The organism is Erysipelotrichaceae bacterium 66202529, from assembly GCA_017161075.1.
Lineage (GTDB): Bacteria > Bacillota_I > Bacilli_A > Erysipelotrichales > Erysipelotrichaceae > Clostridium_AQ.
Window position 1 is genome coordinate 1,505,804 of record CP046174.1, and the last position, 23,557, is coordinate 1,529,360.

At 38.4% G+C, this 23,557-nt stretch carries 39 protein-coding genes and 2 pseudogenes; 40 read left to right on the top strand and 1 reads right to left on the bottom strand.

Features of this window, described 5'->3' with window-relative positions:
• Positions 1–95 precede the first annotated feature (95 nt).
• Both GKZ87_07085 and GKZ87_07090 read left to right on the top strand, forming a co-directional pair.
• Positions 96–872, top strand: a complete 777-nt coding sequence (locus tag GKZ87_07085) for a hypothetical protein (protein QSI25261.1) — start codon at positions 96–98, stop codon at positions 870–872.
• 18 nt (positions 873–890) lie between these two features.
• Positions 891–1,106, top strand: a complete 216-nt coding sequence (locus GKZ87_07090) for a DUF739 family protein (protein ID QSI25262.1) — start codon at positions 891–893, stop codon at positions 1,104–1,106.
• 2 nt (positions 1,107–1,108) lie between these two features.
• Here GKZ87_07090 and GKZ87_07095 read toward each other — a convergent pair whose 3' ends face one another.
• Positions 1,109–1,732, bottom strand: coding sequence for a helix-turn-helix domain-containing protein (locus GKZ87_07095; protein QSI25263.1), 624 nt, complete (start codon positions 1,730–1,732; stop codon positions 1,109–1,111).
• 120 nt (positions 1,733–1,852) lie between these two features.
• Between GKZ87_07095 and GKZ87_07100 the strand changes: the two genes are divergently transcribed.
• From GKZ87_07100 to GKZ87_07285, 38 genes and pseudogenes are all read left to right on the top strand, one after another.
• Positions 1,853–2,062, top strand: coding sequence for a DUF739 family protein (locus GKZ87_07100; protein QSI25264.1), 210 nt, complete (start codon positions 1,853–1,855; stop codon positions 2,060–2,062).
• Between the two features lie 33 nt (positions 2,063–2,095).
• A complete protein-coding gene (locus GKZ87_07105; GenBank protein QSI25265.1) occupies positions 2,096–2,701 on the top strand; it encodes a phage repressor protein in 606 nt (201 codons plus the stop codon).
• Positions 2,702–2,716: 15 nt separating this feature from the next.
• On the top strand, positions 2,717–3,241 hold the full coding sequence (locus GKZ87_07110) for a toxin Bro (GenBank protein QSI25266.1): 525 nt from the start codon (positions 2,717–2,719) through the stop codon (positions 3,239–3,241).
• 12 nt (positions 3,242–3,253) lie between these two features.
• A complete protein-coding gene (locus GKZ87_07115) occupies positions 3,254–3,892 on the top strand; it encodes a hypothetical protein (GenBank protein QSI25267.1) in 639 nt (212 codons plus the stop codon).
• Between the two features lie 10 nt (positions 3,893–3,902).
• Positions 3,903–4,640, top strand: coding sequence for a hypothetical protein (locus GKZ87_07120; protein QSI25268.1), 738 nt, complete (start codon positions 3,903–3,905; stop codon positions 4,638–4,640).
• Between the two features lie 14 nt (positions 4,641–4,654).
• Positions 4,655–4,849: a hypothetical protein gene (locus tag GKZ87_07125; protein QSI25269.1), complete on the top strand. Its 195-nt coding sequence runs from the start codon at positions 4,655–4,657 to the stop codon at positions 4,847–4,849.
• A 221-nt stretch (positions 4,850–5,070) separates the two neighbouring features.
• Positions 5,071–5,364 carry a hypothetical protein gene (locus GKZ87_07130; protein ID QSI25270.1) on the top strand — a complete coding sequence of 98 codons (294 nt, stop codon included), beginning with the start codon at positions 5,071–5,073 and terminating at the stop codon, positions 5,362–5,364.
• A complete protein-coding gene (locus tag GKZ87_07135; GenBank protein ID QSI25271.1) occupies positions 5,361–5,684 on the top strand; it encodes a hypothetical protein in 324 nt (107 codons plus the stop codon). The genes GKZ87_07130 and GKZ87_07135 overlap by 4 nt, the downstream gene beginning before the upstream one ends.
• Complete coding sequence (locus GKZ87_07140; GenBank protein QSI25272.1) at positions 5,681–5,908, top strand: hypothetical protein; 228 nt, start codon at positions 5,681–5,683, stop codon at positions 5,906–5,908. Before GKZ87_07135 ends, GKZ87_07140 begins: the two co-directional genes overlap by 4 nt.
• Positions 5,895–6,335 (top strand): hypothetical protein, encoded by a 441-nt coding sequence (locus tag GKZ87_07145; GenBank protein ID QSI25273.1) that lies wholly within the window; start codon positions 5,895–5,897, stop codon positions 6,333–6,335. Before GKZ87_07140 ends, GKZ87_07145 begins: the two co-directional genes overlap by 14 nt.
• Positions 6,332–6,505, top strand: coding sequence for a hypothetical protein (locus GKZ87_07150; protein QSI25274.1), 174 nt, complete (start codon positions 6,332–6,334; stop codon positions 6,503–6,505). Before GKZ87_07145 ends, GKZ87_07150 begins: the two co-directional genes overlap by 4 nt.
• A gap of 5 nt (positions 6,506–6,510) precedes the next feature.
• A complete protein-coding gene (locus tag GKZ87_07155; protein ID QSI25275.1) occupies positions 6,511–6,918 on the top strand; it encodes a helix-turn-helix domain-containing protein in 408 nt (135 codons plus the stop codon).
• The gene (locus GKZ87_07160) at positions 6,894–7,226 is read left to right on the top strand and encodes a hypothetical protein (GenBank protein QSI25276.1); all 333 of its coding nucleotides are present in this window, start codon (positions 6,894–6,896) and stop codon (positions 7,224–7,226) included. The genes GKZ87_07155 and GKZ87_07160 overlap by 25 nt, the downstream gene beginning before the upstream one ends.
• Entirely contained in the window at positions 7,216–7,503 is a 288-nt protein-coding gene (locus tag GKZ87_07165; protein QSI25277.1) for a hypothetical protein, read from the top strand. The genes GKZ87_07160 and GKZ87_07165 overlap by 11 nt, the downstream gene beginning before the upstream one ends.
• Before the next feature lie 198 nt (positions 7,504–7,701).
• Positions 7,702–8,550, top strand: coding sequence for a hypothetical protein (locus tag GKZ87_07170; GenBank protein ID QSI25278.1), 849 nt, complete (start codon positions 7,702–7,704; stop codon positions 8,548–8,550).
• Complete coding sequence (locus GKZ87_07175; GenBank protein QSI25279.1) at positions 8,550–8,792, top strand: hypothetical protein; 243 nt, start codon at positions 8,550–8,552, stop codon at positions 8,790–8,792. Before GKZ87_07170 ends, GKZ87_07175 begins: the two co-directional genes overlap by 1 nt.
• Positions 8,770–9,953 (top strand): annotated as a pseudogene (locus GKZ87_07180) (AAA family ATPase). The gene GKZ87_07175 and the pseudogene GKZ87_07180 overlap by 23 nt, the downstream one beginning before the upstream one ends.
• Before the next feature lie 132 nt (positions 9,954–10,085).
• Positions 10,086–10,295 carry a hypothetical protein gene (locus tag GKZ87_07185; protein ID QSI25280.1) on the top strand — a complete coding sequence of 70 codons (210 nt, stop codon included), beginning with the start codon at positions 10,086–10,088 and terminating at the stop codon, positions 10,293–10,295.
• Positions 10,276–10,578 (top strand): hypothetical protein, encoded by a 303-nt coding sequence (locus tag GKZ87_07190; GenBank protein ID QSI25281.1) that lies wholly within the window; start codon positions 10,276–10,278, stop codon positions 10,576–10,578. The genes GKZ87_07185 and GKZ87_07190 overlap by 20 nt, the downstream gene beginning before the upstream one ends.
• Positions 10,575–10,772 carry a hypothetical protein gene (locus GKZ87_07195; protein QSI25282.1) on the top strand — a complete coding sequence of 66 codons (198 nt, stop codon included), beginning with the start codon at positions 10,575–10,577 and terminating at the stop codon, positions 10,770–10,772. Before GKZ87_07190 ends, GKZ87_07195 begins: the two co-directional genes overlap by 4 nt.
• Positions 10,773–10,920: 148 nt before the next feature.
• Positions 10,921–11,364 carry a hypothetical protein gene (locus tag GKZ87_07200; GenBank protein ID QSI25283.1) on the top strand — a complete coding sequence of 148 codons (444 nt, stop codon included), beginning with the start codon at positions 10,921–10,923 and terminating at the stop codon, positions 11,362–11,364.
• A 668-nt stretch (positions 11,365–12,032) separates the two neighbouring features.
• A complete protein-coding gene (locus tag GKZ87_07205) occupies positions 12,033–12,917 on the top strand; it encodes a hypothetical protein (GenBank protein QSI25284.1) in 885 nt (294 codons plus the stop codon).
• Between the two features lie 43 nt (positions 12,918–12,960).
• Positions 12,961–13,248 carry a hypothetical protein gene (locus GKZ87_07210; GenBank protein QSI25285.1) on the top strand — a complete coding sequence of 96 codons (288 nt, stop codon included), beginning with the start codon at positions 12,961–12,963 and terminating at the stop codon, positions 13,246–13,248.
• A gap of 265 nt (positions 13,249–13,513) precedes the next feature.
• Positions 13,514–13,891: a terminase small subunit gene (locus GKZ87_07215; GenBank protein ID QSI25286.1), complete on the top strand. Its 378-nt coding sequence runs from the start codon at positions 13,514–13,516 to the stop codon at positions 13,889–13,891.
• Positions 13,881–15,212, top strand: a complete 1,332-nt coding sequence (locus GKZ87_07220) for a PBSX family phage terminase large subunit (GenBank protein QSI25287.1) — start codon at positions 13,881–13,883, stop codon at positions 15,210–15,212. The genes GKZ87_07215 and GKZ87_07220 overlap by 11 nt, the downstream gene beginning before the upstream one ends.
• Positions 15,212–16,582: a hypothetical protein gene (locus GKZ87_07225; GenBank protein QSI25288.1), complete on the top strand. Its 1,371-nt coding sequence runs from the start codon at positions 15,212–15,214 to the stop codon at positions 16,580–16,582. The genes GKZ87_07220 and GKZ87_07225 overlap by 1 nt, the downstream gene beginning before the upstream one ends.
• A pseudogene (locus tag GKZ87_07230) lies at positions 16,579–17,715 on the top strand (minor capsid protein). Before GKZ87_07225 ends, GKZ87_07230 begins: the two are co-directional and overlap by 4 nt.
• Positions 17,716–18,205: 490 nt before the next feature.
• Entirely contained in the window at positions 18,206–18,388 is a 183-nt protein-coding gene (locus tag GKZ87_07235; GenBank protein ID QSI25289.1) for a hypothetical protein, read from the top strand.
• Positions 18,389–18,428: 40 nt separating this feature from the next.
• Positions 18,429–18,635 (top strand): hypothetical protein, encoded by a 207-nt coding sequence (locus tag GKZ87_07240; GenBank protein QSI25290.1) that lies wholly within the window; start codon positions 18,429–18,431, stop codon positions 18,633–18,635.
• Positions 18,636–18,900: 265 nt separating this feature from the next.
• Positions 18,901–19,527 (top strand): hypothetical protein, encoded by a 627-nt coding sequence (locus tag GKZ87_07245; GenBank protein QSI25291.1) that lies wholly within the window; start codon positions 18,901–18,903, stop codon positions 19,525–19,527.
• A gap of 14 nt (positions 19,528–19,541) precedes the next feature.
• Positions 19,542–20,429, top strand: a complete 888-nt coding sequence (locus tag GKZ87_07250) for a hypothetical protein (protein QSI25292.1) — start codon at positions 19,542–19,544, stop codon at positions 20,427–20,429.
• 15 nt (positions 20,430–20,444) lie between these two features.
• A complete protein-coding gene (locus tag GKZ87_07255; GenBank protein QSI25293.1) occupies positions 20,445–20,807 on the top strand; it encodes a hypothetical protein in 363 nt (120 codons plus the stop codon).
• Positions 20,801–21,166, top strand: coding sequence for a hypothetical protein (locus GKZ87_07260; protein QSI25294.1), 366 nt, complete (start codon positions 20,801–20,803; stop codon positions 21,164–21,166). The genes GKZ87_07255 and GKZ87_07260 overlap by 7 nt, the downstream gene beginning before the upstream one ends.
• Positions 21,167–21,168: 2 nt before the next feature.
• Positions 21,169–21,591, top strand: a complete 423-nt coding sequence (locus GKZ87_07265; protein QSI25295.1) for a hypothetical protein — start codon at positions 21,169–21,171, stop codon at positions 21,589–21,591.
• Between the two features lie 4 nt (positions 21,592–21,595).
• The gene (locus GKZ87_07270; GenBank protein ID QSI25296.1) at positions 21,596–22,006 is read left to right on the top strand and encodes a hypothetical protein; all 411 of its coding nucleotides are present in this window, start codon (positions 21,596–21,598) and stop codon (positions 22,004–22,006) included.
• Position 22,007: 1 nt separating this feature from the next.
• On the top strand, positions 22,008–22,526 hold the full coding sequence (locus GKZ87_07275; GenBank protein ID QSI25297.1) for a hypothetical protein: 519 nt from the start codon (positions 22,008–22,010) through the stop codon (positions 22,524–22,526).
• Between the two features lie 33 nt (positions 22,527–22,559).
• Entirely contained in the window at positions 22,560–22,952 is a 393-nt protein-coding gene (locus GKZ87_07280) for a hypothetical protein (protein ID QSI25298.1), read from the top strand.
• Entirely contained in the window at positions 22,952–23,515 is a 564-nt protein-coding gene (locus GKZ87_07285; protein QSI25299.1) for a hypothetical protein, read from the top strand. Before GKZ87_07280 ends, GKZ87_07285 begins: the two co-directional genes overlap by 1 nt.
• Positions 23,516–23,557 lie beyond the last annotated feature (42 nt).

Sequence of the window (23,557 nt, forward strand, 5' to 3'; positions counted from 1 at the left end):
AAATTGCAAAATTTGGGTTATAATCATGAAAATATAGCTTCCTGTGGTTTAGACGTATACCATATACGGCAGAACCGTACAGGAGATAAGATAAAGTGAACGAAGTAGTAAGAATCAAAAATCATGAGTTACAAGTCAAGGAATACAAAGGGCAGCGTGTAGTGACATTCAAGGATATTGACGAATGCCACGAAAGACCAGAGGGAACAGCTAGAAAGAGATTTAATGATAACAAAAAGCACTTTATTGAGGGAGTAGATTACTTTACTATAAGTGAACCGTCCGTTTTACGGACGCTTGGTATTAAACGCCCTCAAGGTGGAACTCCGGATAAATCAATCGTAGTTTCAGAATCTGGTTATTTTATGATAACAAAACCAATGAAAGATGATCTAGCATGGGAAGTACAGCGGATGCTGGTTAATACATACTTCCAGAAGCAGCCAGAAAACCAAACTGATCCAGAAAAGTTGATGATTGCTGAGGCTAAACTTATGAACGCTAAAGCACGAATGGCCTCTATGCTGCTCAAATTAAGTGACCGGAATCCTGATAATCCAATGCACCAACAGATTTGCATTAGCTATGCTTCAGAAGCTCTAACAGGGGAAAAAGTTATTCCGCTACCAGAATGCCAGGAACGCTATTTTACAGCTACAGAGATAGCCGAAATGGTCGGTAGTAACAAGAACACAGTAGGAAAGAAAGCAAAAGAAGCCGGTATTCGTCCTGTGGATGAAGATACGAAATCTGAATATGGAATGTGGTTCTTCGATAAATCGCCTAATTCACATAAACAGGTGTCCACTTTCAAATACAATGCCAAGGGTGTAGAAGCTGTAAAAGCTCTCTTCTCTCAGACAGTAGCATAGCAGTGAGGATGTTAAGATATGATATTCAATTACAATCTGCTGAACAACCGCATCGCCCAGGTATGCGGATCACAGCAGGAGTTCGCAAGAAGACTGGGAATAAGTTTTGAAGAACTGCAAGAAAGGTTTGTCAGTGATTCCGGCTTATATACTGATGATATGAAAAAAGGAATTGACATTTTATCAATTCCTATAAGTGAAGCAGAGAGATATTTTTTTAATAAAGGGTTATAAATTTATGCCCTTTTTTTATATCTTCCGGCAAAAAATTTAATAGAATCAAGTAACTGCTCTTTAAATTCGCTTATATCATCTTCTGACATTTCAGTTAAATCATATTGTCCAAATTCCTGAACTATATCATTTCTGATAAGCGTATCTATGATTTCAGAAATATCTTTACCTATATAATTAGGATCACCCATTCTTTTTGTTCGCTCTATCAAATCTGAGACATTTATATGAAAATAGTCTTTTAAAGTATATACATCAGCCATAATGGGGGATGCCTGCCCATGAATCCATCTATAAATTTTAGCAGAATCTAAATTAGTTTTTTCAGCTAATTCAGTGATTGATATATTATCACGATCCATGTAATACTGCAAGTTTAATGCGAAAGTAGTGATAATCTCGCTTTCGCTCCCCCTTGATATTTCCCATCCCATCAGTTTTGCAGGGGTGGTATCAAGATATTTTGCAAGTAACTCTATTTTATCTGAAGGTATGTTAGAAATTTTTCCACTTTCATATCTCTGTATTGTTTGCTTGCTAGTTCCAACTTTTTCAGCTAATTCTTCGAGAGTCATATTCTTTTTTTTCCTAAGATTTTTAATATTCATGCTGAGTAAGGTTTTCATTTTTCTGACCTCCTAGCTAAAGTATAACACAAATCACTCAATATGCAACAAAAAAATCTTGACATGTCACTTACTGGGTGATATTATGAAGTCACCTAATCAGTGACAGGAGGTAAGGAAATGATTGATACAGCGAAGTTGAAAGGTAGGATAGCTGAAAAAGGTCTTTCACAGCGCAAAGTGGCAAAATGTATCGGTATCACTGAAAAAACATTTTACGCAAAAATGAAGGCCGGGGTGTTTGGTAGTGATGAAATCGAAAAAATGATAGATATATTAGATATTAGAGACCCTACAAGTATTTTTTTTGTCAGTTCAGTCACTAGATAAGTGACTTTTACAGATAGGAAGTGAGGTGAGCACATGAGAATTGAAGAATGGAATGGCTATCGGATTAGATTCGTTGAGAAAGATGGTGAATGGTGGGCAGTATTGAAAGACGTTTGCGATGCATTGGAACTGAAAACTTGGAAAGTAAAACAAAGACTTGAAAAGGACCTACTTTCAAAGTATACCCTTGAAACTAATGGTGGTGTTCAAGAAATGCTTATAGTAAGTGAATTTGGTTTCTATGATGTAGTTTTTCAATCACGTAAGAAAGAAGCAAAAAAGTTCAGGCATTGGGCTTATGAATTATTCTGTTATTTACGTAAGGTTACAGGTCTTGAAGGATTCCAAGTATTTCGTATGCTGGACAAGGAGCATCAAAAAGAAATGATGAAGAAATTAAACCATAATATTGGGAGCCCTAAGCAAAAGCACTTCATTAAAGCAAACACGATAGCAAACAAAGCGATATCTACTAAACATGGTTATACAAAAATGATAAAAAAAGGTGAAATGTCCCCGCAGATGTTAATTGAGCGTGAACCTATTTTAGAAGATACTGTTGAACTTATGTCTGTCAATGAAAAATTCGGATTAGGCATTTCAGTAAGTAAAGCAGTTTATCAAAAGTATCACTCATAGAAAGGAGGCCTAGAAATGGCAGAAGAATTACAGATTCTACACATTGACGGAAAGAACGTCATCGATTCACGACTAGTTGCTGAAAGAATTAAGATGCAGCACAAGGATTTACTTAAAAAGATACGAAATTATGAGGCTGTATTACTCGGCGCAAAATTGCGCTCAGTAGATTTCTTTATTCAGAGCAATTATGTAGATAGTACAGGACGGACATTGATGTGCTACTTACTTACAAAAGAAGGATGCGAAATGGTAGGGAATAAGCTCACTGGAGAAAAGGGTGTCCTGTTCACTGCTGAATATGTTACAGCATTTAATCGCATGGAAAATGAAATCGCTGGTCTATCTGATTCTGATTTCAGAGATATTCCATTAGAAGCATTTGCCAGCTACCAGAGGATACAGCGTACTGTTATGAAAGACTTAGGGAAGTCACCAAAAGAAATTGCCACTGAGTTTAAGAAGGTGTCCATACAGTTCGGTATAAATTTATCTGATAACTTTGATCAGTTGGCGTTCGAACAAGAAAGTTTATTTTAAGGAGGAAAAGATATGAGTGATGAATTAAAAACAAAGAAAGTGAATCTTCCTTGCTATAAGGTACAAGGAAGATATGTGGTAAGTAATATTGATGTAGCGAATGCCTTTGGAGTTTCAGTTGGTAAGTTAAATAAAAAGATTAAGCGACTCATCAAAGAGGCTAATCAGAATCAACCGATGTCAGATTCCTTCGTTATTCCAGGGAAACCAACAGATAATGGTGCGAACACGTTCTTTTTAACAAGAGAGGGATGCCTGATGTTAGGAGCTGCGTGTTCTGATGGATTTATGAAAAAGAATTTCAACGCACTAGTAGAAGGATTCAACAGTCTGGAATTGGCAAATTGGAAAGATTCTAAAAAAGCGAAAGTTACACGAACTACTACAGAATTGGAGAAGTTCTTTATTCATCGACTGTCCAAGGTTGAAGATTTTACAGAATTCTTTAATGCTGTATGCGATGTGCTTTTTGACTTAAAGGGAGATCAGTATCGTGATCTGATTTATGCTGTTAGAAATTATAGTAAAGATTACGACGATATGGCAATTCTGAATCTTACTAATTTAATTCAAACAGAAAAAGTACTCTGGCAGCTTGGAAATGATGCTAAGCCAAAGGACATTAAAAAAAAGATAGCACTAAGTGCATAAGGAGGCGCACATGAATAACGTAATGAACATAACAAATCAAACACCGATTGAAATCGCATTAGGCATTGATGAGAACGGCATGACTACTGCTAGAAAGCTGTATGAGTTTTTAGAACTTCATCCATCAGCCTTTGCTAGATGGGCAAAGCAGAATATTGAAAATAATGAATTCTATGAAGAAAATACGGATTGGTGGGGGTTCAACATCATGTTGAACGGTAATGAATGCAAAGATTACAAGCTCACAACCGACTTGGCAAAACACTTATCAATGGAATCTCACTCGAAACGTGGAAAAGAAGCGAGAGATTATTATGTAACCATTGAAAATAAATCAAAAGAAGCTGCAATTCAATTATCCGGTCTATCCACAGAAATGCAAGCAATCCTTATGCAGGATAGGAAACTAGTCGAGCAGGATAAGCGAATCACAGTATTGGAAGATAATACATTGCTAAGCACTCGACAGCGCCGCAAAATAAGAGGCGCAATTCATAGTGCCGTTGCCTCTGCATGTGGTGGGATAAAGACCGCTGCATATAAAGAAAACAGCAAAAGAGTGTATAAAGCTGTATACAACTTCCTATATGATCATTACGATATTTCAGAATATGCTGATATCCCAAAGGTCAAATATGACGAAGCTTTATCGCTGATTGAAAAATGGTATCCAAGCTATGACCTGCAGCTGAGTATCGATCTATCGAATAACTGCAAACAGCAGGGGATGGATTTGAATGAAGATTAGTTTCTGGTGCCAACATGGAAAAACTCTTTTACAGTAATAAAGATATCCGGGAATTATATGAAATCAGCGAAGCACAGGCCTATCGCCATATGCGGCGAATGAAGGAAATCTACGAGATTGATGAGAACCGTTTACCTAGAAGAGGTGTGCTGCCAGTCGCAATCGTAAAAGACTACTTTCATCAGGGCAAAAAGAAAAAAGATGCTTAGTGACGGCAATCACCAAACATCTGGAGGAGGTCCCTCCATACTCTATCACGAGTATATTATACCAAGGGACCTCCTGAATAATCAAGGAGGAAATGAAAAATGAATTTAGATATGCGTATTTTAACTGATATCATGTGCATTTCAGCATGTGTATACTGCATTGCCTATTATACAAAATGTCTGTTCAGACATGAGAATCCACTTCTCGAGGAGACGGAAGAATGAGCAATTTTAATATGGTGATACCTGACCGACAAGCCTATATTCACATCGATATGGCTGAATTAGAATCAATGTTATATGAAATTTGGGAGTATGCAAAGGCTGGATGTGAAGCTGCTATAGCGTTTATGAAATCAGATTTGCGTACTGAGTATGTAAATATGGAGCTTTCCTTTAATGATGGGAAGGCGATAGCATATGAGGGATATAGTAGAATTAGTTTCAATATGAAAAATGTTATAAGAAAATGCAAAAATGTGAAAACATCATTGCGCCAGGAGGTATTATCATGACCAGAAATGAGGTGCTGAACAAGCTGCTTTCCAAGTATGGTAAGCATGGTTATACACGTTTGAAAATTAGTGGGCTTATCAAAGATGGTGAGAAACACGGGTTCTCCTATACAATGATTTACAACGGGTTAAGAATGGCGTTTTCTAATGTAACAGGTGAGCATGAATATTTCAGCTTGCAGGATATGATGGAAATCACCGGAGAAACTCAGGATGAACTAATCGCTAGAATTGAGGATTCCAGAGAAGAATTACGTAAGAACGGTGAAGACCCAGACGATTATTTTGTTCAGGTGACACCAAAGGAGTTGAGATCATGAAGAAAATTGAAATTTTGGATTTAGAAGATGAAATCACCACTTTGGAAATGTCCATGTCTCTTTTGATGATAGTGAAGGATGGTATAGAAGGATACCTATACAACAACGAGCAAATTATTGATGAAGCCATCAGTTCGGTTTTGAATATTCAAAGAGATGCACTTGAGCGTCTGAGAAATAAATACCAAAAGTTGATTACGGAGGTGCCTAATGCAAAATATTGACGATGTTATTATCGAACTGCCAGAATACAATGAAAAAATCAAGCAGCAGTTCAAAGCAACGAGTGAATTTATCAGAAATCTACCTTTAACACGAGAGCAGAATGATGAGCTTGTTTACCGTCTCGTTGACGATGTGAAAGCTGCAAGACAAGATGGTTTTGCTTGTGCTATCTGTAAACTGATTGAAAAAGAAGCATCTACGAATGAATCTGACGATGCAAAGATAGAGAACCTCAACAATGGCTTGCGCAAATATGCGGATGAAGTAAAGGCTCATATCTTATCCGAAAATGATTGCACGCTAGATGAAGCTCTAGAGATTTTAGATGGTGCAATGGATCCGATTGATATATTCAATCTTGCCTTTTACTTGGGTTATGGAAAAGCTATGGGGATTCCGGAAGCAGAAGGGAGTTATCAGGCATGACGAATGAACAGATAAACGCATTAAATGAGAAGTATCATAAGAGCAAAAAATATAAATCAGTTACCAGAGGAGACCTGATCGAATACATCAATAAAACGATGCTCAAACTATCCGACAGCGATCTAAAAAAATTGTATGATACCGCATTACAGATGTGGATGAAAGGATAGTAGGTATGACAATCAAACAAAGAAGAAAAGAGTACGGCATCTCTAGAAAATCAATGGCTAAATTATTGGGTATTACCAGGAAGCAGTATAAAGCGCTGGAAGATAATACTGGTGAATTTGCAATCGGTATCATCACACAAATCTGTCTGATACTTAATATTGAAAATGTTGCAGATGTTGAGCGAAAGAACACATATCCGATTTTAAAAAGAAAACGACTCATTCAGGGGCTTTCCCTACGCGATACAGCACATAAAGTGGGAGTGAATGTATTTACCTATTGGATGGTAGAACGCTACTGTAGAAGGCTGGATGACGCAACATTAGAAAGAATTGCAGAATTGTTAGCACCGGAAGCAGAGTTTTCAGCATTTAAGGAGGCCCTCTTATGTATAGAGCAAGTGAAAGCATAGCTAAAGTTGGTTCAGATTTCCTGCTGGATTTAATGAACTGCGAAACACCGATTTACTTTCTGTATTATAACGGGAGTATGTGGCTTCCTCTTGAATGTATCGTATTAGCCATTACCAATGAGCAAATGATGGTACGGTATGAAACACGTCCGGGATGGCCCGAAACAGACTCACAGCAGGGCGTTAAAATGCACTGGATAGAAATATCAGATCATAACGTAAACTGGTTCACAGACAGCGAGGAAGCGGAATTTGAATCAGACGAAAGAAACGACATCATCAGGAAGGGTAAGAAAAATGAAGTTTAATTTAGACTATAGAAATAATGCTTTATGTATCAGCGTAGAAATGTTCGATGACGGTACGAAATATGAACACGAATACGATGTAAAAACGGATGAGGATAATCATATCGACTTTTCTACAGACTTCATGGCTGACTTATACGGCCGTGAGGATATGTATGCAAAAATGGTGGAAACTGCCATGACGATGGAAGAGGAAATCAATAATTTGACACGCCGTCTATCGGAAATGGAAGCAGAAGAAAAGCATATCCGTGCTTTGATAGATAAACAAAGATAGGTGTATCAATGATTAAAAAAACGACAGTGAAATGCTCAATTTGTGGGAAAGAATATTCACAAAATAATGTATATATTTTAGCTATAAATATATTGTTTGCCGGAGAACCAATCGGATATATCTGTCAAAATTGTGTCGATAAAATCTGTCCCGAACATGTTCATAGTGACCTTCGTATTGATTGCGAGTGTGATAACAATGACTTCTAAAGGAACGTATATATTGCTTTATAGAAAGATAACCCAACGAGATTGGTACAAGAATGTCCCTGTGAAAACAGTCTTTATTCATTGCATCATGAAGGCTAATTGGACAGATAAAATGTATAAAGGAGAAGTTGTTAAGCGAGGGACTTTTATAACTTCAAGGCGAAAATTGGCTGATGAAACAGGCCTAACAGAACGCGAAGTCAGAACAGCGTTAGAAGTTCTTGTTGATAATAAAATGATTGATAAAATACCATCGAAATCTAACACTCTAGTCATTGTTTTGAACTATGATTTATACCAAAAAAACGATGAAATTTGCGCAGATTTGGCGTCCCACAAAACGTCCCAGTGCGTGACCCAGTGCGCAATGCCAGAAAATGCTTTAAATATAGGCTTATTTCATGGTGTTACGCAATCACCGACCCAGCAAGTGACCCACAAAACGACCACAACTAATAAAAATATAAATAACAATAAAGAAAAAAGATATGCGCAAATTGCGCAGAGTACGCCTGATTGTGATACTCAAAATAGTGGTGTGATGTTGGAAAATGCATTCGATAGAGAAAATGCATTCAATGAATTTTGGAAAGTATATCCTAAAAAAAGAGACAAGAAAAAGTCTCATATAAAATTCCTCAGTGTATGTAAAAACGAACAGGTCTATAAGTCCATCATGGATGGTTTAAGAAGACAGGCCGCATCAGCTGACTGGTTGAAAAATAATGGTCAGTATATCCCTTATCCTACTACATGGCTGAATGGAGAACGATGGAACGATGAAGTTGATGAGGTTATCACATCTTCACCAAGAGAAATAAAGGCGGGTGATTGGTAATGACAAAAGAAGAAATGACACAGATTATAAATACGATTCTGAATATTTATCCTAATTTCATGTATGGTAGAGACCTTAAAGAAGTTTGTAAGGCTTGGTATAGTATTATGCATGATCAAGACTACAAGAAAGTCATGAAGAAATTAAATGCATGGATTGCGGAGAATGAAAAACCTCCGCTTCCATGTAATCTGATAACGGTAGATTGGAGGAAATGTTATGAACACCAGTTCAATGATTGAAGCACAAGCAACTGCAATCGGTATGCTTTCCGTCTACAATGAGTTGTTTGCAGTTTCTATCTTGGAGCCAGAGCATTTCGTAGGACCATATCAAAACATTTTCAAGGCTATGTTGGACTACTACAAGAAAAACGGATTCATAACGATAGAAGCATTGCTTGACTATCCGAGGTCCGATATAGACCTTTATGTAAGGTGCTCAGATATTACATATTCAGGAGATATAAAAAACTTTAAGCGTATACAACGTGTTGTGATTGATAAATTCAAAGAGCGTAAAATTGTTGAAATATCAGATAAGCTGAAAGAACACAGTATCAGCTTGGACGAATACAACGCGGTCTATCAGAAAGTGTGTAAGTTAGAGACTGCAGAATCTTACAAACTGGATTCAGATAAGCTTTTAGAATCATGCAGAGACGATAAGAAAAGCATCTACTTCAAGAAATATCAGCAGCTGGGTTCTTTGCTGAGGCTAAAAGAAAATGACTTCATGGTGATAGCTGGTGCAACCGGTTCAGGAAAATCTGGCTTTGTCTTAAATTTATTAAATGACCTATCATGGAGATATGATTGCCTGTATTTTAATTTGGAAATGGTTCCGCAAGAGCTTCATCAGAGGCTGATATCCATTAACTGTGGACTTGACCAAAACTACATAGCATCATACAAAAGAATGTCAGAGACAGAGGTTAATGATGTGAATAGAGCTATCAATTCAATAGCGCAGCGTTCTATTGAAGTTGTAGACAAGAGCCAGTCCATAGATTCTATTCGGTCAATGGTTGCTAGTCATGATGGGAAAAGGCATATCATCGTGATTATTGATCATATAGGCCTTATTGGATCCAGAGCAAGGAACTCATATGAACGCATGACAGAAATCGCAAAAGAGCTACGCAAAATCAGCCTGGATTATAACTGTACGATTATCGGCTTATGTCAGTTGAACCTGATGCGACAAAGACATTGGGGAAACCGAAATTGTCCATGTTGAGAGATAGCGGAGAAATTGAACAGAGTGCCAGCAAGATTCTGTTCGTGTGGCAGGACGATGATGGATATTCTTTAGTTTTGGAAAAGAATCGAAGTGGCCCAACAGGATATATCCCTATCACTTACAATAAGCAGAATCAAATCATAAGCGAGGTAAAGCCATGAATCAATGGGAAGTATATGAGGTGTTAAAGAGACCTTCTACAGCAGGAATAAAAAAATTAGAGGAAACACATCCAGAAGTAATAAAAGAGGCTCTTATAGAGTTTCTAATCGTATCACAACAAGGAAATCTGAATGAAGAAATGTGTAAATTGTAAATACTTCAATACTCATAGTGAGTATAAAGGACGCATGATGTATTATTGCAATCATATGAGTGCACGAGAATATACAGACAATGATTTCGTATGTTATGGACATCCAGATAATCCCATCATTACACGGGCACCACACTGGTGTCCCTTAAATCGAAAGAAGGTGAAGAATGAAAAAGAAGATGAGTGAGCAGGAGCGCAATACTTTACAAGTGAAGTTAAGAGATTTAGAAGCATTATACGCTGCTGGCTATCGCTTTGCTGCAAGAAACCAGAGCGGTGAGCTGAGAGCCTACAAAGAGGAGCCTTACAAGGAAATCAATTTCTGGTACAATGGTGCTTATGGAAAAGATTACGCTATCACACTTCAACATGATATGTTCGATATGCTGAATTGGAGCAACCAGGAACCAGCTTACATTAAGAATGCAATAGAATTTATCAGGAAGCAATTGGAGGGACGAATAGAGTGATTAAATATCGTGTTTATGCGGAAGACAACAATGAAAATCAAATATCAAAAAGTTATGTGGTTAGAAATCCGTATAGCTTTTTAACAAGGCTATTGGTTCTGTATATAAAAATATGCTGCCTTGACCATTACGGATGCGGCGGTGCTGTTTATGTTGAACCAGTATGGAGTGATGTACAGGAGGAAAAAGAATGAGATATACCACATTAGCTAAAAAGTATAGCGTGGAGATCGATAAAGTAAGGGTGAATGGATATGATGGCTATATTCTGCACGAAGCCAATCTCTTGTTGTTATTCTACACAGCAGAAGAACTGCAACAGTATCTGGAAGAGGTGTATTGATGAAATCAAAGAAAGAGAAGAGGAAGGACAAAGAAATCTGCAAAGACTTCTACAACAAGTGTCGGAACTATCATAGAAACTTGTCCAAGATAGAAGCGAACCGGTTGAAGTATGAGGAAATAATGAACGATATGTATGGTGTGAGCTCAGTTGTAATGAAGGATGTTATCATTGAGAATGCTGGTGACCCAAGCCATGTATGGGATCATTACTTGGTCGAAAAGAAAGATGAGCTTTTATTGGAGAGAGCTGCATTGCTATACGATACAGTGATTGTGAATAAGGTGCTTAATAATATTGCTGATGGTGAAGTAGTCGATATGATAACTGAATGCTATATTGACAGAAACAAAAGGCATGATGATATAGCGTATGACCATAATCGGAGCAAAGGGAAAATGTACCGTGATATGAATGAAGAAATTCTGAAAATTTTGAAATAATGGAACTCAGTTCTACATTTTCCGTGGTATTATGATAGCGTAGAAGTACGGGGGATGAGGTGCAATACTCTTCCTTCTGCTTCACTTTTCTCCCTTACGGTTTACTTACGCGGCATCTTCGGATGCCTGCCGTAATCTACAGGCGATTCCCCCACCCGTATATCGTCTGTAGATTAGGGTAGTAGGTTTCTTGCTTTAGAGATACACCCAAAAGTCAATATCAAAGCAGGGAAGGACCTCATACTAATGAGAAAACCTGCTAGATATATTGGTTGCCCTGGTGGCGGAATAACCAAAAGGAAAAGCGGTAAGGAATCCTAAGCGGACTTACCAGCATAAAAGCTCCTAATGGGGCTTTTTATTTATCGTGATATGTTGTATGCTTTAGATAGAGGTGATAATATAATGGCTATTTTCGTAGATGTTTACTGTCCTTATTGTGGCAAAAACAAGCAAAGTATCAGAGTAGACGGAGAACCAGGTTGTGTATATCACAAAGTATGTGCAGTATGTCGCAAAAAATACAAATTGAAACCTGGTAACGGTACCGTTAAAATCGAAAAGGAAGACTAGAAAAGCACCTAATGAGGTGCTTTTAATTTAGTTTTGTTACATAGATAATGTAATAATATAGATTATAATTTAAAAGTGAGAGGATGTGTGATAAAATGTACTTAAGAAAAAGCAAATTTAAAGGGGATTTTATCATGATATCTGAAAAACTTATTATGCGGTTTGGTGGGGAGAATGATATTGATTTAGAAACATTATCTGTATCGTTAAACGCCACAGTTGATACATTGAAGAATTTATCTAATAATCTGATAAGTGAGAATGATTTTTGTAAATTTAAGGTTTTGAACATACAGAAGGGTAGTTTTGTAATAGATATTGAGCAAATAATGGAAATTGCTCCAACAATTATACCTATGGTACCTACCGTCATACAAGCTTATAAAGAAGTGTTAGAAATAAGAAAATTTCTAAAAGGAAATCCTCCCAAAGAACTCATTAAGAATGATGATGTAACTAAAATAGAAAATAAATACGGCGATATTTATTATGCTAATACAATGACTGTAAATATATACAATAACGATGTTGAAAAAGGAATGGCTACTACAGCAAAAACTGTTTTAAATGATAATGATAGAACAGGTCTATCTTACGAATTTGTTGATGAAAAAGGAAACAAAGATTATTTGGATTTAAATAGGGAAAATCTATCTTATTTATCAATTCCTCAAGATGTAGATAAATTTAATAAAGAGATAGAGGAGAACGAAGTTATAACATGGGTTAAAGTAAATAAACCAGATTTAAATGGAAAGTCGCAATGGGGGCTGACTTTTAATGGTAAAAAGATATCTTGCATCATCAGTGATCAAGATTTTCTAGATAAGGTGCATGACGATGAAATTCCATTTCTGAGTAATACAAAATTATATGTGAAAATGGTAGTAAGATACAAAATTAGAAGATTAGAAAGTGGCGATTCTTCTGAGATAATCAGCAGGAATATTATTAAGGTATTTGAGATACATAATGATTAGCACCTAAAGGGTGCTTTTCTTTTAGCAAGAAAGGAATGATAACGTGATATACATAAACAAGAAAACAGGAGAAAAAGTAAGAGCTGAACAGCTTTCTCCCAAAAACATCATCGCCAGATATGCCAGCGTTACAGTGAAAAGCAAAGAAGGCGCTATAGTAAACATGGAGGCCGGAGATTGGGTTGTGCAAAATGGAACTAAGGTTTATGTCGTACGTAAAGAGATGTTTAATAAGCTGTATAAAAGGGTTGTGCCACATCAGACATTAAAATATGTGGATGCAGATACAGTAGCACCCGGAGCAGAGCCTGTACTCATGCCAGCAACTTAAAACGAAGAAAGGAGAGTGATCTAATGAGCAATAATCTAAACACCTTAATAAACAAGCTGCAGAAGGCATTAAAAGCCAAAGGCAAAGTGTATTGTATCAACAGGTCACAATTCTATTCAGATAAGCACGATTGCATATGTACTAAGTATACAGTATTTACAACATACATAGATGCAGATGGAGAAAAGCAGAAAGATAGCTATTACTTTGATAAAGCATTAGACGTGGTTCAATTCCTCGCTGACTTATTAAGGGATGATAGCTCGTGAAAATAAATGAGAAACAAAAGGCGTTTGTGTTGTATCTATGTAAGGATAACCTTTCACAAACCGATGCTTATATAAAGGCTGGATATAGCCCAAAAGGAGCAAGGGCTGGTGCTGCTCGTCTGTTAACAAACGTTAGCGTCCAAGAATACATGAAAAAGGTCATGAAAAAGGTCGAAGATAAGAAAATCGCCGACATTAAAGAAGTCATGGAGTTTTATACTGCAGTCATGCGTGGAGCTGAAAAGGACCAGTTTGGATTAGATGCAGCCCTGCGAGATAGACTTGACGCCAGCAAGGAACTAGTTAAACGTCTTGAGAAGATTGATGACAAGAATACTGGAGACGAAAAGGTTATGATCATAAATGACATCTAAAGTAGTTAAGCTGAGTGACATTATCATTCCAAAATTTCAACCACTTGTAAATGACCGAGAACATATGCACCAGATACTTACATCGGGACGAGCAGGAACTAAATCGTCAGCAATGGCGATTATGGCAGATTTTCTTTTAGTGTCCGAACCACATTCGGCCGCTGTGATAATGCGTAAGCACCATAACCAATTACGTAAAACTGTGTATAGAGAATGTGAGAGGGCTATTAAGCGCTTGGGTTTAAGCAAAGATTTGTTTAAAATAACTAAAAGCCCCATGCAGATAACCTATAGACCTAATGGCAATACTATATATTTTACTGGTTCTGATTCTATCGATGATACAAAAGGTATGATCGATGCAGAAAATAAAATAAAGCTCGTAGTCCTAGATGAATTAACGGAGTTTTTTGACAAAGGGGAAGGTGCCGATGAAATAGCGAACATAGAAGCTACGTTTGTTCGAGGGAATGATGATTTCTTTCGCATTATGTACTTATTCAATCCACCGAAGAATGAACAGGCGCCAGTTATGAAATGGCTGAGGAGCATGGAAAAACGTTCTGATGCCATCCACGCACATGTTACATACAAAGATGTACCAGTAGCATGGCTTGGGAAAAAACTTATACAATCAGCTGAGGCTATGCTGCAGGCTGATCCAGAAATGTATAAGTGGGTATGGCTAGGTATGTGTACCGGGCTGGCAGAAGTTGTTTACTATATGTTTAAAAAAGACCATGAAATAGAAAAAGCGTCTTATGAGGATTTGATACATATAGGGATTGGCATTGATTATGGTCAGCTGAACGCTACGACGTTCCAGGCGTTTGGGTTAAATCAAAGCAAAATGAGAGTTGAAGGACTGCCAGAATATTATCATTCGGGCCGAGAAAGTGGCCATCAGAAGCCGCCGAGTGAATACGCCAAAGATTTTAAAGAATATTATGAAGAAATCGAACGTTTGACGGGGAAAAGGATAGAAGCTGTGTTCATAGATCCATCTGCACGAGGACTTGCTGAGGAAATCAAACGTATACTGCCGAGAGCTAAAATAAAACCAGCCGAGAATTCTGTGAAACTTGGAATCGAACGGACACAGAAGTTTTTTTCTTTCATGAAGCTATTCATATGCAAGAAACAGAGGCATCTAAAGGAAGAGCTTGGATTGTATAAATACAACAAGGATTTGCTGGATAAAGGCAAAGAAGAAGTAGTGAAGACAAATGACCACTGCTGTGATGCAATGAGATACTACATCATGGGTATGTGGCGCTATCTTAGATTATTGTTACCAGTGACGGAAAGAGGTGATAAATAATGGATTTAAAATCTGATGGAATAAAGGAAAAACTGGGAATCAACATCGCTGTAACGCCAAAAATGAAGCAGGCAATCAGAAGGTGGCAAAAAGCCTATATCAACGAATCAGACTGGCTGAACAAGGATGTTAAAACTTTGAATATAGCCGCATCGGTTGCAAGCGAAATCGCACGACTTGTTACGATCGAGAATACGATTGAGATAAGCGGTTCTGAGCGGGCAGATTTCATAGGGGAACAGCTTAATGGATTTAAAAGCAATAAAAAGAATATCATCGAAATCGCCTGTTCTGTTGGAGGCGTGGTGTTTAAACCATATGTGAGTAATGATAATATACTGCTTGATTTTACATATCAAGATGAAATGCTTCCTTTCCGATTTGATGATAACGGGAAAATCACCGGCATCATATTTCCGTCGTATAAATTTCAAGGTAACAGGAAATATACTAGGTTGGAAATACATGATTACAAGAATGAAAAAAGCTATAGGATTCAGAATAAATGCTTTATGTCAAAAGATGTATCGATTGATACGAACGAGATACGCAATCTTGGAATAGAAGTACCGCTCAGCAGTATAGAAGAATGGACAGATATTGAACCGGATGTGAATATTTCTGGTGTAGACGGGCCATTTTTTTCTTTCTTTAAAATTCCGATTGCAAACAATATAGAGCGTAAAAGCCCCTTGGGTGTATCTGTATATGCAAGGGCCATTGAAGATATCAAAAAAGCAGATATACAAGCATCACGTATGGACTGGGAATTCGAAAACAAAGAAACAGCGATAGAGGTAGATACTTCTATGATCGAGGAAGATATCTACGGAACGAAAATGCTGCCAAAAGGAAAAGAGAGATTGTTCAGAACGTATGACGGGTATACTATTTCCGATACAGGTGCAAAATTATTTAAGCATTTCAGCCCTGAAATTCGTGACGAATCATTTTCGCGAGGACTAGATAAGATACTCAAAAGAATAGAGTATAATTGCGGTCTTGCTTATGGCACGCTGAGCGATCCTCAGAACGTTGATAAAACAGCCGAAGAAATCAAAAGCAGCAAACAGAGGTCTTACCAATTAGTAAAAGACATCCAGGAATCGCTTGAAATCGCTATATCGAATCTGGTGCATGTAATGGATAACATGTGTACAGCTCATGGACTTGTGCCAGATGGTGCTATACAGGAGATTTACAGCTGGGATGATAGTATTATTGTGGATGCTGAAAAAGAGCAGGAGAACGACCGCAAAGACGTTGCAATGGGTGTTATGAGCTTGCTGGAATACAGAATGAAGTGGAAGGGCGAGGATGAGAAAACGGCATTGAAAAACCTTCCACAGCAGGCTGATGTGATGCCATGACACCAAATGACATTGAGCGTTTCGGGTATGGTAATGAGGCGTTTTTCTTAGACTTGGAACAGCGTATTATGTTGGATGTTGTAAGACGTCTAAAAGATGCAAAAGTTATTACACGTACAGCAGACTTTCAACTGAACCGGTTATCCGATTTAGGTTACAGTGACCAAGAAATCAAAGACATGCTGCAGGAAACGCTCAACGCATCAGATGCGTATATAGATTCCATTTACGATAAAGCATTGAAAACAGAATATATAGACAACGAAGCTCTATATAAAGCTGTGGGAAAGTCGTTCATACCTTACGAAAAGAATGCGTTTGTAAGGCAACTTGTAATGGCAGCCAGGAAACAAACAAAAAATGAAATGCGGAACATTACGAAAACGATGGGATTCGTGGTAAACGATAGAAACGGTCAGGTATTCAAGGAGTTGTCGAAGTTTTACAAAGATACTCTCGACGAAGCTATGACAGATATAACCACAGGATCATTTGACTATAACACGACACTCAGAAAAACCGTAAGACAAATGACAAACAGCGGCATCCGCTGGATTGATTACGAATCTGGTCATCACAACAGGATAGTGGTAGCGAGCCGCAGGAGCGTTTTCACTGGCCTCGGAAACCTTGCGGGGCAGATGGCCGAATATAACGCAGAGCAGCTTGGTACCAGCGATTACGAGGTAGCATGGCACGCAAATGCAAGACCAACGCATAGGGCTTGGCATGGCCAGGTATGGAGTCGGGAAGAGCTTGCGACTGTATGTGGGCTTGGCACAGCAGACGGTCTTTTAGGCAATAATTGCTATCACCTATACTATCCATTTATCAAAGGTGTATCAAAACGTAACTGGTCTGATTCTTGGCTGCGGCAGTAAAATGAAAAAGAAGATCAGATTCGTACCTTTGCTGGTAAAGAATATACAGCATATACAGCCACACAACGCCAACGAGTGCTGGAAACGCGCATGCGAGCGCAGCGTGAATCAATAAAATTGCTACAGGATGGAGAAGGTGATGCTTTTGATATCCTGACTATGCAGGCACGATACCGTGCTACGATGGACGAGTATGTGAAATTCTCTGATACAATGGAGCTTCGGCAGCAAAAGGAACGCATTTACATGGATTCACTGGGAACGAGGGGGAGCTATAAAAAGAAAGGTGTATTGACCAAGCAGGAATACGGAGCACTCAATCGATACATAAGCAGTGATTCGTATAAAATTAACGAAAAACTGAGAGATAAACAGCAGCTTACTCCAGAAGAAGACAGTTTTGTAAGATATCTTGATGCAGCATTGAGCAAAACAAAGGCTTACAAAGGAGAAGTGAATAGGTCCCTTTCATTTATGTATGATGAGGATATTGATAAATATATAAGTATGCATAAGGCTGGTTTACCGATAAGGTATAATCAATATATATCAACTACCACTGATTTGATGTATAATGAAGATGGACAAGTCCAGATGCATATAAGTTCTCGATATGGAAAAGATATACGGCAATATAATGGCAACGAAAATGAGATTTTATTTGAGAGAGATGCCGTTTTCATGGTAAAAAAGATACTAGAAAAGGATGGTATATGGGATATCTGGCTGGAGGAAAAGAAGCATGGAAAATAAGGAACATAAAAAGTTTTCTCATCCACGATGGACAGAGCCACTCAAACCAGAAAGATTGTATAAGAGTGATCTCACAGAGGAACAATTCAAAGAAATCCACAAGGATATATTAAAAAATTTAAAGGACGGTATCATCTCACAAGAAGATTACGATGAATTCATGAACAATTAAGCACTCATAAACTGGGTGCTTTTTACAAGGAGAAAAGGATATGAGAAAAATTATGATTACCGCCATGTGCGGTATTTTCTTAGTAGGTTGTGCACAGGTAAATGAAGCAAAAGACGACATGAGCACTTATACAAAAGAAGAAACAAAGTGCATTGAAGGGCATAAAATTTGGATTTACAGAATTGGAAAAAACGGTTCATCAAGTATTACATCACAGATTATCGGAGAATGTAAGGCGGATGAGTGATGTGTCGTCATGCGTATACTTATCATAAAATAGAATATTTTGATAAAAAACTTAATTGCAGGGTTGTGAAATATCACGATACCTGCATTTTTTGTGGACACAGAACACCAGAAAGGACCAGCTATATGAACGATCCGCCTAAACGTAAGCTACCGTATTTCGGACAATATTTATGAGGTGACACCTCTTAAAAAACTGGGGAATCATTATCGTGCGACACACGTAAAACGGGCAATAGGGCGACACCCTTTAAACAGGAGGATTTATGACAGATTTATTAAGATTCAAGCTCAACATCCAGTTATTTGCTGATAATCCAGCAGACCCACCACAGGACCCGCCAGCAGCAGGCCAGAGCAACAAAAATCCAGAACTCGACTATGACAAACTGGCCGAGGCTATCGAGAAGCGCAAGTCAAGAACAGAGGAGGGTGCACTAAAGGGTATTCTTAAGGAAAAAGGAATCACTGGAAGTGAGATGGATGAGGCGTTAAAAGCGTACAAAGAAGCCAAACAGAATAAAGCAAAAGCTGAACAGGAACGTATTGATAACATCATTAAAGAAAATAATGAGTTTAAGAAAGCTAAGCTGATGCAGAACGTTACCAACGAAGCGAAGACGATTGCGAAAGAGCTCGGGGTGCGTGATGATAGATTTGAAAAGTTGATTGCTTTATGCGATCGTAGCAAATTCGCCGACGAAAAAGGAGTCATTGATAAAGAGGCTATCAAAAAAGAAATGGAAATCCAGTTAAAGGATGTTCCAGAATTCAAATCTATGAAAAACATCGTCATTACTAAAGGTAAGGGGTCTGATGTACCACCTGCCATGACAGACGATGAAGAATATCGCCGAAGAAAATACGGCAAAAACAAATATTACCGAGGATAAAGGAGGCATATTAAATGCAATACGGAAATTTAAACGTGGATGAGAAATACAGCTCTTTGGTAGAGCCTAATCTTTATTCAGACAACATCCTGGAGCCAGGCGTTACATATAATGAAGACTTCCAGGGGGACGCAGATAGTGGTCTGGTTAAGGTCTATAAGCAGAAATCAGACGGAGCTACTGACGCAACGACACCAGCGGGTGATTTCGAGGACACGAAGGCAGAAAATGAGCTGATTGATATTCGCTTGAACAACTCATTCCGCAAATCGAAGAAAATTTACAAAGTGCAGGCCGGTGCAGTTTCCTACCCGCTGGCAGACACCACATTTTCCACGGCGTTGAGCGATGTGAAAGAAGGATATCAGGCAGCAGGTGTGGCTTGCTTAACGACGGAAGGCGTACAACTAACGGATACTACCGCTATTACTTCAAAAAATGTGAAATCAGCAGTTTTGAATGCTCGTAAAGCTATCCGTAAAAAGAAAGCAAAAGCTGATGTGGTTTTTGCATCTGTTGATGTGTTTACTGCAATGTTGGAGGCTGCCGGTGACCAGTTTACACCAGCTAAAAACGATGAAATGATTGCTACCGGACAGGTAGGATACTGGCTGGGCATGAAGTGGTACGAGGCAAACGCTATGGAAAACTCTGCAGCTGTCTATTATGACCATGCAGGAGTAAAGCACACTGTAGACCTGACAGGCGTTGATTTTGTTATGTATGATCACCGATTCTTTTCCATCGTAGACAACCTGGAGGAAATGCGCATCATTGATTCCGAAAAATTTGTCGGATCACTTGCACAAATTGAAATCAATGCCGGTTATCGAGTTACGACTGCGGATGGAGTAATTGTAAAAGCAAATAAGGCGCTTGAAACAGATACGCCTACAGAATAAAAAGGAGGTGGCAATATGCCATATACCACCTATGAGTTTTACACAAGGGACTTTTACGGAGATATGATTCCGCAAGAGTCCTTTTCTAAATATGAACTAAAGGCTCGCTTTGAGCTGGATCGCTATACATTTGGAAGAGTTAAGGGGTTACCAATAACAACTGTCATCGAACAATGTATGTGCGAGCTTATGGAGTATCTGTTTGCAAATGACCACAGAGCTAAAGGAAATGGCATATCAAGCGAATCAACAGACGGTCATAGTGTTACGTTTAAGGATGAAAAAACGGTATCTGTTATAAACAAAGAATTACGGCAGATTGTCTCAAAGCATCTGGCAGGCACAGGGCTTATGTATCGAGGTATTACCGCATGTTAGGGTGCAATGAAACCATCACTATTTATCATGCTTTCTTTGATAAAAAGAACAGGTGTGATGTATGGACGGAACAGGTGATTTCTGGCTGTTCGTGGTATTCAAAGCTACAGATTCAGCCAACCGATAAAGGGGTCAAATCAGCTAATGAATTTCGTGTGCGGATACCACTTAAAAATGCCCCTGCAGAGCTTATCATGTCAAAGGGTGACTATGTAGTTAAAGGACACAAACAGCTCCCAGAAATAACGCCAGGCTGTATCACAGAGCAATACGATGAATACTTTATGATTATGTCCTATACAGTAAACAAAGAGTGTGGCGAATATTCTAAGCACATCCGTATTCAAGGGGCTTCTTAACTATGGAAACGCCACGCAACGAACTGATAACCGCGCAAAGTAAAGGCGGTACAGTGAAAGGTACTGTTCATTGGAAACCTGATTTCGGGCCAAGAAAAACAAATGCTTTTTTATTAGCACAAAAGTTTGTTGATAGCGAAGTTTTACGATGCTCAGACCCACTAACTCCACGAATGCACGGTGACTTGATTAAGGCAGGTGCAAGAACCACACGAATCGGAGAAGGTCTTGTTCAGTATGCTGATCCAAAAGCTAGGTATTTATATTATGGCAAGGTGATGGTCGGAAGAGCACCGAAGACCGTGACTGATAAACCTTTAGTTTACGATGGGGCGCCTACAAGAGGAGCGTTTTGGTTCGAGCGTATGAAAGCTAAGGACAAAAAAACAATACTGAGAGGAGCTGGCAAGATTGCAGGAAAATAAAAGCATGATTGAATCTATCAGGGATTACTTTCTCAAATGTCCGATTCTAAAAGACGGCCATCTATACGTCGATTATCTCGATGATACTACAACAGATTATTCTATTGATCCACTCGTTTGCAGTCCAATCGTAAAGAAGTATAGTGACGGCGGTTCATTACGACGATATCAATTCGACTTCATGTCTAGCGAAGTGTATTCGCAAAGCGAGATCGAAAATATTCAGAACAGCGGTTTTTATGAAAGCCTGGCTGAATGGATAGAAATACAGAACAAAAGTAATAACCTGCCTGCGTTTCCGGGCGTTGAAGTTGAGAGCATTGAGGTGTTGTCACCTGGATGCCTGTTCGACGCTGATGGAACGGTGGCGAGGTATCAGATACAAATGGAAATACAATATTTAAAGGAGGCTTAAAATGAGCAAATTAGTAACAAGAGAAAAAAAGGTTGCCTTCATGGGATGCGTTGCAGAAAGTGAAACGACATATAACCGTATGCGCCATTTCACTTCCCTGAGCCGTTCCAGCAACCCGAATGAATATTCGCGTAAATACGTGGATGAAGCAGGGGAGAATACGGACGTTACTGGATATGCACCATCTATCGCATATGCATTCGATCAGTATATTGATGATCCCGTACATGATGAAATTATTGCGATTTCTGATGGGGAAAAGGTCGGCGATGATGCTATTCGTACTATTATCAATATCGATTTTACAAAGCCAGGGAAGACGGAGGGAAGCTTCTTCGCAATCAAACGTGACTATGCAATCATCCCGGATTCTGACGGGGATGACGAGAATACATATACGTATTCTGGAAACTTTAAATCGAAATCTGATAAAGAGGAGATTGAGGTTACAACAAAAGATAATTGGGCTACATGCGAAATTGTAGAACCAACACCAGAAAATAAAGGTTCCGATATTTAAGTCGGAGCCTTTTCTAAAAAAAGGAGTGAGCCTATGAGCCAGAATTATAACGTACCAGTTTGGAAGATAAATGGTCTAACTTTGGAATTTGATTTTGATGATGCCGATACAATGGATAGATACATCAATGCAATGAAGCAACTTGAAAGAGATGCGAGAAAAGTTGTTACAGAGGGAACACGATCTGATGAAATCAGATCCTACTGTGAAATTTTTGATGCTGTATATGATAATATTTTTGGAAAAGGGACAGCAGAAAAGATATTCGCAGGTCGGAAGAATGTGCATCTTTATGACAGTGTGTATGATGATTTTTTAGAGTTTGTAAAACGATGCCGCCAAAAATCACAAAGGGAGTTCAACGATCGCATTCAAAAGTATTCAGGAAAACGTAAACCCTATAAAGGAAAGAAACGCACTAACTAATGTTTAATGCTTTGATTGAAGAATACCCTGAGGAAATCATGGTACACGGAAAGTTGTATCAGATTGATTCTGATTTTAGAAGGTGGATTGGCCTGAATGAGGCTTTAATGGATGCTGAAATGACAGATGAAGAGAGAGTTTTGCTTATCATTGATCTTTTTGTAAACGATGCGCCCGAAGACATAGCAGAAGCGGTTGAGAGTATAGTGCTATTTCTTCAGGGAAACGTCCTAAATACCGAGAAAAAAAGCAGTGGTGATGTAAAGAAAAACTCTCTGTATGTGTTTTCATTTACCTATGATCAAGATTACATTATTGGCGCTTTTCTCGAATATTACAATATCGATCTCCTTAATTTTGGATATATGCATTGGTGGCACTTTAACGCACTTTTGAATGCACTTAATGAAGAAAGCGAATTAAAGAAACGGGTAATGTACCGGAGTATAAGGTTATCAGATATACCTGACAAGAAAGAGCGTAATCGTATTCGCGAGATTCAACGTAAGATTGCTATTCCTGCGGCTGAAATGTCAGAAGAAGACATAGCGAGTGTGTTCTGATGAATAAGGTTAAACCGGCACCATATACAACAAAATGGTACA